Below are 15,653 nucleotides of genomic sequence, written 5' to 3' on the forward strand. Positions count from 1 at the left end.
GCAAATCCTCTGGTCGTGCTGGTCGCCGGGTCGCCAGTTCCGGCGAGCCCGGCGATGCTGGGCGTGACGCCGCATCGCGCGGCGGGACGGGAGGCGGTCGTGCCGAAGACGACGAGGTCCGGGCGGGCGAAGGAGAGCGAACTGCCGAGCACCCTGCAGCGCTCGGACCAGAAGGCCAAGGACACCTACGCGCAGACGTACGACTCTGCGGCAGAGCAGTACGACAGCGAGGAGCGGGCCCAGCGCACGGCGTTCGCGGCCCTGAAGCACACGCACGAGAAGGTCGGCGACCACTGGGAGCCCAAGGAGGAGTACGGGCCGTCCGACGCCCACGCGGAGCAGGGGTACGGCTCGTCCGCCTCGACGGCGGGTGGCGTCGACGCCAACGCGACGAAGGAGCACCTGCTCGAGCTCGCCCGCCGGCTCGACGTCCGGGGCCGCTCCCGGATGACCAAGGCCGAGCTCGTCGACGCGCTGCAGAAGGCCAACGACCGGGCCAGCGCGCAGGCCCGGGAGGACTAGGTCCCGAGCGCCTGCAGGACCCGTTCGGCGAGGGCCACGGCTGCGACCCCGTCGGCCGCGGTGACCCTGGCGGGCGCGCCGGTCAGCACGGTGTCGAGCAGCTCGCGGGCCTGGCGCAGGTAGGGGTCCTCGCCGCCACCCGCTGCGTCGCCGCCTGCTGGGCCGGCCATCGAGTCGTGGCGGGCGGTGCCCCGGGAGCCGGTGACCTCGAACGTCGTCGCGAACGGCGTCCCGGCCGGCCCCCACGTGGCCTCCACGGTGGACGTGGTGCCGGAGTCGTGCGCCAGGACGGCGCGCACGGCCTGCCCCGCCGTTCCGAGGGCCCTCGCCGTCACGTCGCGGACGGGCCCGAAGTGCCACAGGGCCTGGTCGAGGTCGTGCAGCATCAGGTCGAGCACCACTCCCCCGGACCGCTCGACGTCGTGGAACCAGCTGCCCTCCGGTGGTGCCTGCACCTGCCGCGTGAATCGGGCCCGGTCGACGACCCCCAGCGAGCCGGCCACGAGCCGGGCGTGCAGCGCCTCGTGGGCGGGGAACCAGCGCACGACGTGGGCGGGCAGGAGCGGCACCCCCGCCTGCCGGGCCGCGTCCACGAGGGACTGGGCGCGACGTGAGGTGCGGGCGAGCGGCTTCTCGCAGACGACGGGCCTGCCGGCCGCCAGGGCGGCCTGCACGACCTCGTCGTGGGTGTCGGTCGGCGAGCAGACGTCCACGAGGTCGCTGGTCGCGAGCAGCTCGGTGAGGTCGGCGGCGACCGCGGTGCGATGACGCTCGGCGAACTCGGTCGGGGGGCGTCGGGAGTGCACCACCACCTCGGCGCCGAGCTCGTGCCAGGCCCGCACGTGCGGCACCGCGATGCCTCCCGCGCCGACGACCCCCACCCGCACGGGGATCAGCCCGCGGTCGAGGGTGCGAGGGCTCCGGTGTCGTGCACGACGCGACCACGGACGGAGGTGCGCAGGCAGACCGGCAGCGGTGCGCCCGGCGACAGGTCCGGCAGCCCCGGCGTGCCGGACCGGGGGTCGGTGGACCAGGTCTGGATCCGGTCGTCGGGGGCCTGCACGACGAGGTCGCCGACCTGCCAGACCGCGAACGTCGCCGGCAGGCCCAGGTCGAGGTAGCCGCGGTCGTCGAAGCCGGCGGCCCGCCACCCGCCGCGGGTGTGCGCCAGGAACGCCGAGCGGGCCGAGACCCGCTGGGACTCGTCGTGGTGGTTGACGCAGGCGCGCACGGCCTCCCAGGGCGCGAACGGCGTGACCGGCGAGTCGGACCCGAGCGCGACGGTCATCCCTGCGGCCATCATCCAGGCGAACGGGTTCATCGGCCCCGCGTCGCCCTCGCCCCGGCCGTGGACGCGCTCGGCGCCCAGCCGCGCGGCATACATGCCGGAGTCCCCTCCCCAGAAGGCGTCGAACGCGGGTTGGACGGAGGCCGATATGCCGAGGCGGGCCAGCCGCTCGATGCCGTCGCGCGAGACCATCTCGAGGTGCTCGAGGCGGTGCCGGGCACGGGTCACGACCGGGGCGCCGACGAGCTCGGCGGCCGCCTCGAACCCGGCCACGGCGGTGTCGACGCCGGCGTCGCCGATGACGTGGAAGCCGGCCTGCAGCCCGGCGAGCGAGCAGGCGGCGACGTGGTCGCGGACCTGCTCCACGGTGAGGTAGGCGTTGCCGGTGTGCCCCTCGCGGTCGGCGTAGGGCCGCCGCAGGTGGGCGGTGCGTGAGCCGACGGAGCCGTCGATGTTGAGGTCGCCGGCGAGGCCGTGGGCGCCACGGAGGGCGGCGACGTCGCGGGCCTCCTGCTCGTCGGCGACGAGCTGGGCCCAGTAGCCGATCGTCTGCGGGCCGTCGCCCCGCTCCCCCGCCGCCAGCACCTCGGCGAAGTCGTCGGTGCCCGACAGGGTGCGGCCGCCGTTCTCGTGGACGAGGCCGATGCCGGCTGCGGCGGCGGTCCGCAGGGCGAGGTCGATGTCGGCCTGCCGCTGGGCGGGCGTCACCGCCGCGTTGAACGCCTCGCGGGCGGCGTGGTGGGCGTCCCGCGTGACGAGGCCGTCGCCCTCCCAGCCGGGCAGGTCGCGGGCACCGCACGCGGCCGCGAGCGCGGAGGAGATGACGGCGGAGTGGCCGTCGACGCGGGGGCTGTAGACGACGCCGCCGTAGGTCGCCCGGTCGAGCTCGGCGCCGGTGTGCGGCCGGCCGTCGGCCCAGTTCCCCTGGTCCCAGTTGGGGGCGTAGACCGGGCGCCCGCGGTCGCGCCGGGCCGCGTCCTCGACGCGGCTGAGCGCCTCGGCCACGCTGCGGGCGGTGCCGAGGTCGACCCCGCGCAGGCCTGCGCCCGTCTGCGACACGTGGGCGTGGGCGTCGACGAACGCGGGCGTGACGAGCGCCCCGTCGAGCTCCACGACCTCGTCGACGGCGTCGGCGTGCACGGCCGCCGCGTCGTCGCCGCCGATCCAGGCGATGGTGCCGGTCGCGTCGTCGACGACCATCGCGTTCGCGAAGGGGTCGATGGGGGTGTAGACGAATCCGCCGCGGTACAGGGTGGTCACGGCTGCACCCTATGCGCCGGGGCCTACGCGCCGGCCCGCTCCCCCAGGACGCCGAGGCAGGCGCGGGCGATCTCCAGCTCCTCGTTGGTGGGCACGACCAGCCCGACGACCCGGCTGGCCGGGGTGGTGACGACGCCCTCGGCGGGGCCGTCGTCGTTGGCGGTGGCGTCCAGCTCGACGCCCAGGACCTCGAGCCGGCCGAGGACCGCCGCCCGCACGGCGGCGCTGTGCTCGCCGATGCCGCCGGTGAAGACGATGGCGTCGACCCGGCCGAGGGCTGCGGCGTACGCCCCGACGTACTTGCGCAACCGGTACGTCATCACGTCGAAGGCCAGGGCGGCGTCGGCGTCGCCGGACGCTCGGCGCTGCTCGACCCCGCGCAGGTCGGCGATGCCGGTGAGCCCCTTGAGGCCGCTCTCATGGTTCAGCGCCCTGTCGTATGCCGTCGCGTCCAGGCCCGCGGCGCGCGACAGGTAGGCGCCCAGGGCGGGGTCGAGGTCGCCCGGGCGGGTGCCCATGACCAGGCCCTCGAGCGGCGAGAGCCCCATGGACGTGTCGACGCTGCGTCCGCCCTGGACGGCACAGGCGCTCGCGCCGTTGCCCAGGTGCAGCACGACGAGGTTGGTGTCGCCCGGGTCCCGCCCCAGCACCTCGCACGCCCGCCGCGACACGTACGCGAAGGAGGTCCCGTGGAAGCCGTAGCGGCGGACCCGGTGGCGCTCGCGCCACTCGCGCGGCACGGCATACGTGTGGGCGTGCGCCGGCAGCGTCTGGTGGAAGGCGGTGTCGAAGACTGCCACCTGCGGCACGTCCGGGAACGCGCGCAGCGCCGTCTCGATGCCCTCGAGGTTGGCGGGGTTGTGCAGAGGCGCCAGCGGGGCCAGGTCGCGGACCGCCTGCAGCACGCGGTCGTCGACGAGGACCGGCTCGCTGAACCGGGCACCCCCGTGCACGACCCGGTGGCCTATGGCGACGGGCGGCTCGGAGTCGAGGTCCGGGCCGTGGTCCCGCAGCGCCTGCTGGGCGGCCGCGAGCGCGGCGGCGTGGTCGGGGACGGACACGTCCTGCTCGTGGGTGCCGTCCGCGGCGGTGTGCCGCAGGTGGCCGTCGCCGCCGATCCGCTCGACGAGACCGGTGGCGGCCGTCTCGCCGCTCGCCCCGTCGACGACCTGGTACTTCAGGGACGAGGAGCCGGCGTTGATGACCAGGACGCGGTTGCCGGCCATCAGTCGCCGGCCTGGATCGCCGTGATGGCGATGGTGTTGACGATGTCGCGCACGAGGGCACCTCGGGAGAGGTCGTTGACCGGGCGGTTGAGACCCTGCAGGACCGGTCCGATGGCGACCGCCGACGCGCTGCGCTGGACGGCCTTGTAGGTGTTGTTGCCGGTGTTGAGGTCGGGGAAGACCAGCACCGTGGCGCGGCCCGCGACCCTGCTCCCCTCGAGCTTGGTGGCGGCCACGTGCGGGTCGACGGCGGCGTCGTACTGGATGGGTCCCTCGACGAGCAGGTCGGGGGCACGGTCGCGGACCAGCGCCGTCGCGGCGCGGACCTTCTCGACGTCGGCACCGGTGCCGGAGCCACCCGTGGAGTACGACAGCATCGCCACCCGCGGCTCGATCCCGAACCGCTGGGCCGTGGCCGCCGAGGAGATCGCGATGTCGGCCAGCTGCTCGGCGGTCGGGTCCGGGTTCACCGCGCAGTCGCCGTAGACGAGGACGCGGTCCGCCAGGCACATGAGGAACACGCTGGACACGATCTGGACCCCTGGAGCGGTCCGCACGACCTCGAGCGCGGGGCGGATCGTGTGGGCCGTCGTCGTGACCGAGCCCGAGACCATGCCGTCGGCCAGCCCGTCGTGGACCATCATCGTGCCGAAGTAGGCACCGTCCGCCACGAGGTCGAGCGCCTGGTCCAGGGTGACGCCCTTGTGGGCGCGCAGGGCGGCGTACTCGCGCGCGAAGCGCACCCGCCACGGGCTCGTCAGGGGGTCGACCACGTCCACCCCGGTGAGGTCGACGCCGGCAGCGCGAGCGGCCTCCTGCACCTCCTCGCCGTCGCCGAGCAGCGTGATGCGGGCGATGCCGGCGCTGCGGACCCGCTCGGTCGCGAGCAGGATGCGCGGCTCGGTCCCCTCCGGCAGGACGATGTGCGCCCCGGTCGCCCGAGCCCGCTCCACCAGCTGGTGCTCGAACATCAGCGGGGTGACGGCACCCTCACCGTCGCCCGGGTGGGCCGGGAGGGCGGGCCAGTCCTGCGGCCCGAAGGCGTCGTCGACCAGCGCGACCGCGGCCTCGATCTTGCGGGTCGCGTCGGCGGTGATCCGGCCGCGGGCCTCGCCCAGGGCGGTGGCGGTCGTCATCGTCCCGCCCTCGCTGGCGATCACCGGCAGCCGCACGTCGAGCCCCTCGATGAGCCGGCGCACCTGCGGGGTCAGGGCGAACCCCCCGTTGAGGACGAGGCCCGAGAGGGAGGGGAAGGTGCTGGAACGGTGGGCGAGCAGGGTGCCGAGCACGACGTCCTCCCGGTCGCCGGGGACGATGACCACCCCACCCTCGATGAGGCGGTCGAGCACGTGCGGCATGGTCATGGCGGCCACGACCAGGCCCAGGCACTCGCGGTCGAGGAGCCCGTCGTCGCCGTGCACGACGGTGCCCCCGCACACCTCGAGCAGGTCGCGGACCGTGGGCGCCCGCAGCAGGGGCGTCTCGGGCAGGACGTGGACCGATGCCGGGGCGACCCGCCGGCCCAGCACCTCCGCGGTCTGCACGAGGCGGTCGGGCGGCACCTGGTTCGCGACGACCCCCGCCACGTGCGCGTGCTGCTCGCGCGCGGCGGTGATCGCCAGCTCCGCGGTGGTCGCCACGTCCTCGGGGTCGCGGCCGACGGCAGGTTCGACGAGCAGCATGCTCGCCCCGAGGTTCGCCGCGATGCGCGCGTTCACCGCGAACTCCGTCGGGGCGGCCACGTCGGTGAAGTCCGACCCCACGACAAGCACGGTGTCGTGGTCGCGCGCCACCTCGTGGAACCGGTCGACGATGGTGCTCATGGCCCGGTCGGGGTCGGCGTGCACCTCGTCGTAGGTGACCCCGCAGGCCCGCTCCGCCGTCGTGGTCGTCGCCGGCAGCAGCGACAGCAGCGTCTGCACGAGCACGTCGGTCTCCCCGGCACGGACGACGGGCCGGAAGACGGCGACCCGCCCCGCGCGCCGGGCGAGGCGGTGCAGGAGCCCGACCGCCACGGCGGACTTGCCCGACCGCGCCTCCGTCCCGGCGAGGTAGATGCTGCTCGGCATGCCGCCGAACCTAGCGGGCCGCGGTGCCGGACGCCCCCTGCCAGGTCCAGCTCGCGATGTCCGGCAGGTCGGACAGGTTCTCGCGGATGTACGACTCGTGCTCGGCGAGCCGCTGGTCGCACAGGTCCTTGAGCTCGCGCCAGCCCGGCGGCCTGGTCCGCGCGCGCCGCAGGACCTCCTTGGCGAGGTGGAAGCGGCTCATCCGGTTGAGCACGACCATGTCGAACGGTGTCGTGGTCGTGCCCTGCTCGCTGAACCCGCGGACGTGGAAGCGACCCGGGTTGGCCCGGCCGTGGATGAGCTGGTGGATGGCGCGCGGGTAGCCGTGGAACGCGAACACGACGTGCCGCTCGGGGGTGAAGACGTCCTCGAAGTGGCTGTCGGAGAACCCGTTGGGGTGGTCGTTCTCCGGGATCAGCGTCATCAGGTCGATGACGTTGACGAACCGCACCTTGAGGTCGGGCACGTGGTCGCGCAGCAGCTCGGCGGCGGCGAGCGCCTCCTGCGTGGGCACGTCACCGGCGCAGGCCAGCACGATGTCGGGGTCGTCGTCCGGGCCGCAGGTGCTCGCCCACTCCCACATCGAGGCCCCGGCCGAGCAGGCGCGGGCGGCTTCCTCGAGGGAGAGGTACTGCAGGTGCTTCTGCTTGTCGACCACGATGAGGTTGACGTGGTCGGTGCCCGACAGGCAGTGCTCGGAGATCCACAGCGCGGTGTTGGCGTCCGGTGGCAGGAACACCCGCACCACCCCGGGCGCCAGCGGCAGCAGGCAGTCGATGAGGCCGGGACCCTGGTGGGAGAACCCGTTGTGGTCGTTGCGCCAGCACGTGGACGTCAGCAGGATGTTGAGCGAGGACACCGACTCGCGCCACGGCAGCTCCTGCGCGTGCTGCAGCCACTTCACGTGCTGCACCGCCATCGAGGCGGACACCATCGCGAACGCCTCGTACGTCGCGAACATCCCGTGCCGCCCGGACAGGAGGTACCCCTCCAGCCAGCCCTGGCACAGGTGCTCGCTCAGCACCTCCATCACCCGGCCGTCGGGTCCGAGGTGGTCGTCGGTGTCCCGCAGCGGACCCATGAAGCACCGGTCGGTCACCTCGAACACCGGCTGCAGCCGGTTGCTCACCGTCTCGTCCGGTGAGAACAGCCGGAACGAGCCGCCGCCGTCGGGACGGGCCGTCGCGGCATACAGGTCCCGCAGGAGGCGACCCGTGGTGATGGTGTTCTCGACCAGCTCCCGGCCACGGCCGTCGGGGCTGACCTCCACCTCGTACGACGACAGCTCCGGCATCGGCAGCGGCGTGCGCAACCGGCCGCCGTTGGCGTACGGCGTCGCTGACATCCGCAGGTCGCCCTCGGGGGCGAGCGCGCGCAGCTCGGGGACGAGCCGCCCGTCGCCGTCGAAGAGCTCGTCGGGCCGGTAGCCGCGCATCCACTCCTCGAGCATCCGCAGGTGCTCGGGGTTCTCGGCCAGGCCGGCGAGCGGCACCTGGTGGGCGAGGTTGGTGCCCTCGACCTGCTTGCCGTCGACGACGGCGGGGCCGGTCCACCCCTTGGGCGTGCGCAGCACGATCGCCGGCCACGCGGCCCGGTGGTCGGACAGGTCGGCGCCGTCGCGGCCTCCCCCGCCACCGCCGTCGGTGGCATTGCCCCGCGCGCCGGCCTGGATCTCCCGGATCCGGTCGTGCGCCCGCGCCAGGGCCTCCCGGAACGCCGGGAAGACCTCGCGCGGGTCGTCGCCCGCCACCACGACCGGGTCCCAGCCCTGGCTGCGCAGGTACGCCTGGACGTCCTCGTCGTCCGTGCGACCGAGGACGGTCGGGCCGGCGATCTTGTACCCGTTGAGGTGCAGGATCGGCAGCACGGCGCCGTCGCGGCGCGGGTTCAGGAAGTGCGGCAGCCGCCAGGACGCGGCCAGCGGGCCGGTCTCGGCCTCGCCGTCGCCGACGACGCACGCCACGACCAGGTCCGGGTGGTCGAAGGCCGCGCCGGCCGCGTGCACGAGCGCGTACCCCAGCTCGCCGCCCTCGTGGATGCTCCCCGGGGTCTGCACGCTGACGTGGCTGGGCACCCCGCCCGGCGACGAGAACTGGCGGAACAGCCGCAGCACCCCGGCCGCGTCGTCGCCCACCTGCGGGTAGACCTCCGAGTACGTCCCCTCGAGCCACGCGGCCGCCACGAGTGCGGGTCCGCCGTGGCCCGGACCGGTGACGTAGAGCCAGCTGGAGCCGGTCTCCCGGATCCGCCGGTTCACCAGGGCGTAGACCATCGACAGGCCCGGGCTGGTCCCCCAGTGCCCCAGCAGGCGCGGCTTGGTGTGCTCGACCCGCAGCGGCTCGGTGAGGAGCGCGTTCTCACGCAGGTAGATCTGCCCGACCGTGAGGTAGTTGGCCGCAGCCCACCACCGCAGGTCGAGCTCGAGGTCCTCCGCGGCGTATCCCGGCGTCACGTCAGCAGGCATACCCCGCATCCGACCACGGGACGGGCCGCGCGTCCACGGGTCCGAGGTCCTTGGCGCCGGGGCCCGGGATGTGCCTCAGTCGTCGAGCCGCGACTCGAACAGCCGCCGGACCGCGTCGTTCCCCCGCACCAGGTCGAGGGCGGATGCCGCGTGCCCGGGCACGTACCCGTTGCCCACGAGCATGCGCACGTCGGCGGCGACGCCCTCGGCGCCGAGGGCGGCCGCGGCGAAGTTGGTGGCCATCGAGAAGAAGATGATCGTGCCGCCCTGGGCGGTCGACAGGATCGCCGGCTGCTCGCAGCCCGGCACGTCGACGCAGACGACGGTGACGTCGGCCGGTCCCCCGGCGGCAGCCACGGCCTCGGAGAGCCCCAGAGGGCTGCGGGCGTCCGCGACGACGACCTCGTCGGCCAGGCCGGTGCCGGCGAGCAGGTCCGCCTCGCGCTGCACGGGGACGACGGCGATCCGCCGGCCGGCTCCCGCCTCGGCGGCCGCGGCGAGCGACAGCGAGCCGGACTTCCCGGCGCCGCCGAGGACGGCCACGGTCGGCGCCTGGCCGCGCGCGGCATACTCCCCCACCACCCGCGACACCAGGGCCGGCGCACCGCACACGTCCATCACCATGAGGGCGAGGTCCGGGCTGAGGTCGTCGGGCAGCTTCGCGGCGATGGACCGGCCGAAGAGGATGGCGTGACCGGAGGCGGGCACCCGCTCGGAGCGGCCGTCCCAGCGCTCGAGCCCGTCGGTGAGGACCAGCGGGGTGAGCGAGAGGGAGACCAGCGTCGCCACGCGGTCCCCCGGCGCCAGGCCGAGGGTGGACTCGGGGCCGACCTCCTCGACCGTGCCGATGAGCATCCCGCCCGAGCCGGTGACCGGGTTCTGCATCTTGCCGCGGGTGGCGACGATGTCCAGGACCTCGGACCGGATGGCCGCACCGTCGCCCGCGTGCTTGTCGTGCAGCTGCCGGTAGGAGGCGGCGTCGAGGTTGAGGGTCTCCACCGCGATGCGCACCTCGTCGGGCCACAGCTCGGGACGGGCGTCCAGGCGCTGCGCGGCCTGGGGCAGCGAGGCAACGGCGGGCTCCAGCACGCGGTGCAGGCCGACCGGGGACGAGGGGGTGTCCGGCACAGAATCTCCCATCAAGAGCGACACGCGACGCAAATACTGCGGCGACAGGTCGTGTTCGGTGGAACTTCTACCGTATCCTGCCATGCATGAGCGCGACGATCGAGCAGCCCTACGCCTACCGCCACCGCGAGCTGGTGGAGCCGGACTGGACCCGCCTGCCCGGGTGGAAGGACGTCACGGCGCAGGACTGGGCCAGCGCGCAGTGGCAGCGCGTCCACTGCGTCAAGAACATCCGCCAGCTGCGCGAGCTCATGGGCGACCTGCTGACCGAGGCGTTCTACGCCGACCTCGAGCGCGACCAGGCCGAGCGGGCCACGATGTCGATGCTCGTGCCGCCGCAGATGATGAACACCATGGTGCCGGCGACCGAAGGCGCCATGCCGGCCGCCGGTGAGGAGTTCACCAGGGCGTTCTACGCCGACCCGGTGCGCCGCTACATGCTCCCGGTCTTCAGCGACCGCCGCACCGACTGGCCGTCGCACCCGCACGCGACCCGAGACAGCCTTCACGAGCACGACATGTGGGTCGCCGAGGGGCTGACCCACCGCTACCCCACCAAGGTTCTCGCCGAGCTGCTCCCGACGTGCCCGCAGTACTGCGGCCACTGCACCCGGATGGACCTCGTCGGCAACTCGACGCCCGTCGTGGACAAGCTCAAGCTCGTGGGCAAGCCGGTCGACCGGTATGCCGCGATGCTCGCCTACCTGCAGCAGACGCCGCAGGTGCGCGACGTCGTCGTCTCCGGCGGCGACGTGGCGAACATGCCGTGGAAGAACCTCGAGGGCTTCCTCGACAAGCTGCTCGAGATCGACAACATCCGCGACATCCGTCTCGCCACCAAGGCGCTCATGGGCCTTCCGCAGCACTGGCTGCAGCCCGACGTCGTCGAGGGAGTCGGCCGCGTCGCGAAGAAGGCGCACGACCGTGGCGTGTCGCTCGCGATCCACACCCACGTCAACAACGCGCAGTCGGTGACGCCGCTGGTCGCCGAGGCGGCCCGCACCATGCTCGAGGTCGGCGTCCGCGACGTGCGCAACCAGGGGGTGCTGATGCGGGGCGTCAACGACACCCCCGAGCAGCTCCTCGACCTCTGCTTCGCCCTCGCCGACGACGCGATGATCACGCCGTACTACTTCTACATGTGCGACATGATCCCGTTCGCCGAGCACTGGCGGCTGTCGCTGGCCGAGGCCCAGCGCCTGCAGCACTCGATCATGGGTTACCTGCCCGGGTTCTCGACGCCGCGCATCGTGTGCGACGTGCCGTTCGTCGGCAAGCGCTGGGTCCACCAGGTCGACGAGTACGACACCGAGAAGGGCATGTCGTTCTGGCGCAAGAACTACCGGACCTCCATCGAGGGTGCGGACACCGAGGCGCTGTCTCGGGACTACGTCTACTACGACCCGATCTACACCCTGCCCGAGTCCGGCCAGCAGTGGTGGCTCGAGCAGGGCGGCCACGAGGCGGCGCACGAGGCTGCGGTGGTCGCCGCAGCCGCGAGCCGCGAGGCCTCGCTGGTCTGACCCCGCCCTCCGCAACACGGCAGTTGCTGGCACGAAACGGCAGTTCCAAAGCCACGTTTCACGTCAGCAACTGCCGTTCTGCGTGGACGCCCGCGGGGTGGGCGCGGCCGGTGTGACGTGGCCGACGTGAGACGTCGGTGTGCGTCGCGCAGGCGGTTCGCTAGGTTGCTCCCGTGACTGCCATCGCCCTCCCCCGCAAGCGTGTCCTGGCCGACGCCATCGCCGTGTCCGGCAAGGCGTCGCTCGTCCGTGACGCCGTCCTCGTCCTCGCCGGCACCGGGCTGGTCGCCCTGTCCGCGCAGGCCTCGATCCCGCTGCCCTGGACCCCGGTCCCGCTCAGCCTGCAGACCTTCGCGGTCCTGCTCACCGGTGCCTCGCTCGGCCTCGTCCGCGGCGGCCTGAGCGTGCTGCTCTACCTCGCCGCCGGCATGGCTGGTGTCGGCTGGTTCGCCGAGGGCCGGTCGGGGTGGCAGTTCGCCTCCTTCGGCTACCTCGTCGGCTTCGTGGTGGCCGCGGCCCTCGTCGGCAAGCTCGCCGAGCGGGGCGGTGACCGCACGGTCCTGCGCACCGCGGGGACCATGCTGCTCGGCAACGCCGTCATCTACGTCCTCGGTGTCGGCTGGCTCATGAGCTTCGCGCACGTCGGCCTGGCCAAGGGCCTGGCGCTGGGCTTCACCCCCTTTGTCGTCGGCGACCTCATCAAGACGGCCGTCGCCGCGGGTGTGCTGCCGGCGACGTGGTCGCTGGTCCGCCGGTTCGGCCGCGGCTGACCCGTCCCCTCGGTGCCGAGCGTGGCGAAGCGTCGTGAGGCGGCCGGCACCCCGGCCACGACCACGCTGACCCGCCTCGGCGTCGCGTACGACCTGCACCCCTACGAGCACGACCCCGCCGCCCCGTCCTACGGGCTGGAGGCCGCCGAGGCACTCGGCGTCCCGCCCGCGCACGTCTTCAAGACGCTGCTGGTGCAGGGCGAGCGGGGTCTTGCCGTTGGTGTCGTGCCGGTCGACCGGACCCTCGACCTCAAGGCCGTCGCAGCCGCCCTCGGCCTGAAGAAGGTGTCGATGGCCGACCCCGCCGCGGCCGAGCGCTCCACCGGCTACGTCGTCGGCGGGATCTCCCCCGTCGGCCAGAAGCGGCCACTTCCCACGGTGGTCGACGAGTCAGCCGCCTCGCTGGACCGGGTGTACGTCTCCGGCGGTCGCCGCGGGCTCGACCTCTCGCTCGACCCCGCGGACCTGGTGCGGGTCACGGGCGGGTCGTTCGCCCCGATCGCCCGCTGACCCCGCTCCCCCGCTACTCCCAGGGGGTCGACAGGACGACCGTGGTGCGGGTGGCCACGTTGGCCGTGGCGCGGATCCGCGCCAGCAGCTCCTCGAGGTCGCCGGGGGCGCGTACCCGGGCCTTGAGGATGTAGTTCTCGTCGCCGGCCACGGAGTGGCACGCCTCCAGCTCGGGGAAGCCGTGGAGCCGTTCGGGGATGTCGTCCGGTGCCGCCGGGTCCAGCGGCGTGATCGAGATGAATGCCGTGAGGGGCAGGTCGAGCGCGGTGGGGTCGACGACCGCGGCATACCCCTTGATGACGCCGCGCTCCTCGAGCCGGCGCACCCGCTGGTGCACCGCGGACGTGGACAGGCCCATGGCCTTGCCGAGGTCGGTGTAGCTCATCCGCCCGTCGGTGCGCAGCAGGTCGACGATGCGACGGTCGAGGTCTTCCACAGGCACAGCGTAGAGGCGGCCGTGGCAGCATGTCCGGCATGACCACGCCGGGCTCCGTTGGCCGACTGCTGCTGCTCGACTCCGCCTCGCTGTACTTCCGTGCCTTCTTCGGTGTGCCCGACCAGCGCAAGGACCCCGGCCAGCCCCCCACCAACGCGATCCGCGGCTTCCTGGACATGCTCGCCTCACTGGTGACCCAGTTCGAGCCGACGCACCTCGTCGCCTGCTGGGACAACGACTGGCGCCCCCAGTTCCGGGTCGACGCGATCCCCACCTACAAGACGCACCGCCTCGCCGACGGCGGGATCGAGGAGGAGCAGGTCCCCGACGACCTCTCCCCCCAGGTGCCGGTCATCGTCGACGCGCTGGCCGCGCTCGGGATCGCGCGGCTCGGCGCCGACGGGTACGAGGCGGACGACGTCATCGGCACGCTCACCGCCCGGCACAAGGGCTCGATGGCCGTCGACGTCGTGACGGGCGACCGCGACCTGTTCCAGCTCGTCGACGACGCCGCCGGCGTCCGGGTCGTCTACACCGCCCGGGGCGGGGTGCGCGACCCCGACCTCGTCGACCAGGCGTTCCTCCTTGCCAAGTACGCCATCCCCGACGGCCCGTCGTACGCCGACATGGCCGTCCTGCGCGGCGACACCAGCGACGGGCTGCCCGGGGTGGCCGGGATCGGAGAGAAGACCGCCGCCAAGCTCATCACCACCTACGGCTCGCTGGTGGCGCTGCGCGAGGCCATCGATGCGGGTGATCCCGCCCTCAAGGGGGCTCAGCGGGCGCGCCTGGAGGCGGGCGCGGCATACCTCGACGTGGCCCCGAAGGTGGTCCAGGTGGCGCCGGACGCCCCCGTCCCCCACGTCGACACGAGCCTTCCGAGCGAGGTGGCGGACCCGGCCCTGCTGAGCCGGGTCGCCAGCGAGTACGGCGTGACGAGCTCGGTCAACCGGGTGCTGTCAGCCCTCCGCCTGGGCTGACCGCGGCGCCGGTGCCGTGCGGCCACCGCTGTCCGGCGACTCCGAGCGTCGGCGCGCCAGCAGGTCGGCGGCACTTGCCACGAGGGCGAGGACTGCGAGACCGGTCGCGACGAGCAGCGCGCGAGAGGCGGCGGAGGCAGGGCTCCCGTCACTGACGAGGGTGAAGAACACCGTGCCGACGAGGGCGATGCCGGCGGCGGTGCCGATCCGCTGCCCGGTCTGCAGCACGCCCCCGGCGGTACCGGCCTGTTCCACCGGCACCTCGGCCAGCGTGAGCGTGACGTTCGGCGAGATGACCATGCCGCTGCCGAGCCCGGCGAGCAGGAGCGGCCCGGCGAGGTACCAGCCGGTATCGGTACGGGCGTGGTCGAGCACGACCGCCGCCCCCACGAGGCCGGCGACCACGAGCGCCAGGCCCACCGTCACCAAGGAGCGCCCGAAGCGTCCGACGAGGCGACCCCCGACGAAGGACGTGACCGCAGACCCCAGCGCGAACGGGGTCACCGCCAAGCCCGCCAGCAGCGCCGAGTAGTGCAGGGCGCGCTGGAAGAAGATCGTCAGGACGAAGAAGATGCCGGTGAACGCCGAGAAGTACACCAGGGCCACGGCCGCGCCCGAGGAGTAGCCGGGGAGGCCGAACAGGCGCAGGTCGACCAGCGGCGTGCGGCCACGACGGGCATACGCCCGCTCCCACAGGACGAACGCGACGAGGAAGACCGCCCCGACCGCGGCCCACCAGGCCGGCACGCTGCGGCCACCCGACTGGCCGTGGCCGGTCTCGACGAGCGGCAGCAGCAGCGCGAGGACACCGGCCCCGAGCAGCACCGTCCCGAGCGGGTCGAGGTCCTCCCGCCTGCGCTCGCGGGCCGTTGCTGCGGGCAACCAGCGCATCGCCAGGACCACGGCCGCCACGACGACGGGCAGGTTGACGAAGAAGACCCAGCGCCAGCCGGTGTCCGGACCGACCGCGGAGATGATGAGGCCACCGGTGACCGGTCCCACCGCGGTCGACAGGCCGATGGTCGCGCCGAGCATCCCGAACGCCCGCCCGCGCTCGGCCCCGCGGAACAGCTCCTGGATGAGCCCGGACACCTGCGGGTTGAGCATGCCGCCGCCGACCCCCTGCAGGAGCCGGGCCGCCACGAGCACCGCACTCCCGGTGGCGAGGCCGCACAGCAGGCTGCCGATGCCGAAGACGACGACACCGGCGACGAACATGCGCCGGCGACCCGTTGCGTCACCGATGCGGCCCGACGGCACGAGGGCCAGCCCGAAGGCGAGGGCGTAGCCGGAGACGACCCACTGGAGGTCACTCGTCGGGGCGTGCAGGCCGCGCTCGATCGACGGGAGCGCCACGTTGACGATGCTCACGTCGAGCAGCGTCATGAAGCCTGCGACCAGGCAGACGGCCAGGGCGCGCCAGCGGCGGGGATCGGGTGCGGGGTGGCTCACCGTCCCACCCTCCGTCGCCCCCACG

The 15,653-nt window shown here is 73.6% G+C and carries 13 protein-coding genes; 5 read left to right on the forward strand and 8 right to left on the reverse strand.

The features are described from left to right. Positions 1-99 precede the first annotated feature (99 nt). Positions 100-522, forward strand: coding sequence for a ChaB family protein (locus tag RKE38_RS17870; protein ID WP_316008819.1), 423 nt, complete (start codon positions 100-102; stop codon positions 520-522). Here the strand turns inward: RKE38_RS17870 and RKE38_RS17875 are convergent. The 6 genes from RKE38_RS17875 to RKE38_RS17900 all read right to left on the reverse strand — a co-directional run bounded on the left by RKE38_RS17875 (position 519) and on the right by RKE38_RS17900 (position 9,957). Next, the gene (locus RKE38_RS17875) at positions 519-1,409 is read right to left on the reverse strand and encodes a Gfo/Idh/MocA family oxidoreductase (protein WP_316008820.1); all 891 of its coding nucleotides are present in this window, start codon (positions 1,407-1,409) and stop codon (positions 519-521) included. The two genes, RKE38_RS17870 and RKE38_RS17875, sit on opposite strands and share 4 nt — an antisense overlap. A gap of 5 nt (positions 1,410-1,414) precedes the next feature. Next, on the reverse strand, positions 1,415-3,070 hold the full coding sequence (locus tag RKE38_RS17880; protein WP_316008821.1) for an amidohydrolase: 1,656 nt from the start codon (positions 3,068-3,070) through the stop codon (positions 1,415-1,417). A gap of 23 nt (positions 3,071-3,093) precedes the next feature. Beyond that, a complete protein-coding gene (locus RKE38_RS17885) occupies positions 3,094-4,296 on the reverse strand; it encodes an acetate kinase (RefSeq protein ID WP_316008822.1) in 1,203 nt (400 codons plus the stop codon). Further along, complete coding sequence (gene pta, locus RKE38_RS17890) at positions 4,296-6,365, reverse strand: phosphate acetyltransferase (protein WP_316008823.1); 2,070 nt, start codon at positions 6,363-6,365, stop codon at positions 4,296-4,298. Before pta ends, RKE38_RS17885 begins: the two co-directional genes overlap by 1 nt. Before the next feature lie 10 nt (positions 6,366-6,375). Continuing rightward, entirely contained in the window at positions 6,376-8,829 is a 2,454-nt protein-coding gene (locus RKE38_RS17895) for a phosphoketolase family protein (protein ID WP_316008824.1), read from the reverse strand. A gap of 75 nt (positions 8,830-8,904) precedes the next feature. Further along, positions 8,905-9,957 (reverse strand): L-erythro-3,5-diaminohexanoate dehydrogenase, encoded by a 1,053-nt coding sequence (locus RKE38_RS17900; RefSeq protein WP_316008825.1) that lies wholly within the window; start codon positions 9,955-9,957, stop codon positions 8,905-8,907. An 86-nt stretch (positions 9,958-10,043) separates the two neighbouring features. Here RKE38_RS17900 and RKE38_RS17905 point away from each other — a divergent pair, with 86 nt between their 5' ends. The 3 genes from RKE38_RS17905 to ybaK all read left to right on the forward strand — a co-directional run bounded on the left by RKE38_RS17905 (position 10,044) and on the right by ybaK (position 12,760). Further along, positions 10,044-11,480, forward strand: coding sequence for a lysine 2,3-aminomutase (locus RKE38_RS17905; protein WP_316008826.1), 1,437 nt, complete (start codon positions 10,044-10,046; stop codon positions 11,478-11,480). A 173-nt stretch (positions 11,481-11,653) separates the two neighbouring features. Further along, complete coding sequence (locus tag RKE38_RS17910) at positions 11,654-12,250, forward strand: biotin transporter BioY (RefSeq protein ID WP_316008827.1); 597 nt, start codon at positions 11,654-11,656, stop codon at positions 12,248-12,250. 21 nt (positions 12,251-12,271) lie between these two features. Continuing rightward, positions 12,272-12,760, forward strand: a complete 489-nt coding sequence (ybaK, locus tag RKE38_RS17915; protein ID WP_316008828.1) for a Cys-tRNA(Pro) deacylase — start codon at positions 12,272-12,274, stop codon at positions 12,758-12,760. Positions 12,761-12,773: 13 nt separating this feature from the next. Here the strand turns inward: ybaK and RKE38_RS17920 are convergent, their stop codons facing one another. Beyond that, positions 12,774-13,196, reverse strand: coding sequence for an Lrp/AsnC family transcriptional regulator (locus RKE38_RS17920; protein ID WP_316008829.1), 423 nt, complete (start codon positions 13,194-13,196; stop codon positions 12,774-12,776). A gap of 38 nt (positions 13,197-13,234) precedes the next feature. Between RKE38_RS17920 and RKE38_RS17925 the strand changes: the two genes are divergently transcribed. Continuing rightward, the gene (locus RKE38_RS17925) at positions 13,235-14,176 is read left to right on the forward strand and encodes a 5'-3' exonuclease (RefSeq protein WP_316008830.1); all 942 of its coding nucleotides are present in this window, start codon (positions 13,235-13,237) and stop codon (positions 14,174-14,176) included. On the opposite strand, the gene RKE38_RS17930 is transcribed toward RKE38_RS17925, so the two are convergent. Next, a complete protein-coding gene (locus tag RKE38_RS17930; protein ID WP_316008831.1) occupies positions 14,156-15,628 on the reverse strand; it encodes an MFS transporter in 1,473 nt (490 codons plus the stop codon). The two genes, RKE38_RS17925 and RKE38_RS17930, sit on opposite strands and share 21 nt — an antisense overlap. Positions 15,629-15,653: the final 25 nt, after the last annotated feature.

Source organism: Phycicoccus sp. M110.8, assembly GCF_032464895.1.
GTDB lineage: Bacteria > Actinomycetota > Actinomycetes > Actinomycetales > Dermatophilaceae > Pedococcus.

Coding starts and splice junctions, on each gene's coding strand:
- RKE38_RS17885 (WP_316008822.1), bottom strand. CDS start 4,296: ATGGCCGGCAACCGCGTCCTGGTCATCAACGCCGGCTCCTCGTCCCTG.
- pta (WP_316008823.1), bottom strand. CDS start 6,365: ATGCCGAGCAGCATCTACCTCGCCGGGACGGAGGCGCGGTCGGGCAAG.
- RKE38_RS17895 (WP_316008824.1), bottom strand. CDS start 8,829: ATGCCTGCTGACGTGACGCCGGGATACGCCGCGGAGGACCTCGAGCTC.
- RKE38_RS17905 (WP_316008826.1), top strand. CDS start 10,044: ATGAGCGCGACGATCGAGCAGCCCTACGCCTACCGCCACCGCGAGCTG.
- RKE38_RS17925 (WP_316008830.1), top strand. CDS start 13,235: ATGACCACGCCGGGCTCCGTTGGCCGACTGCTGCTGCTCGACTCCGCC.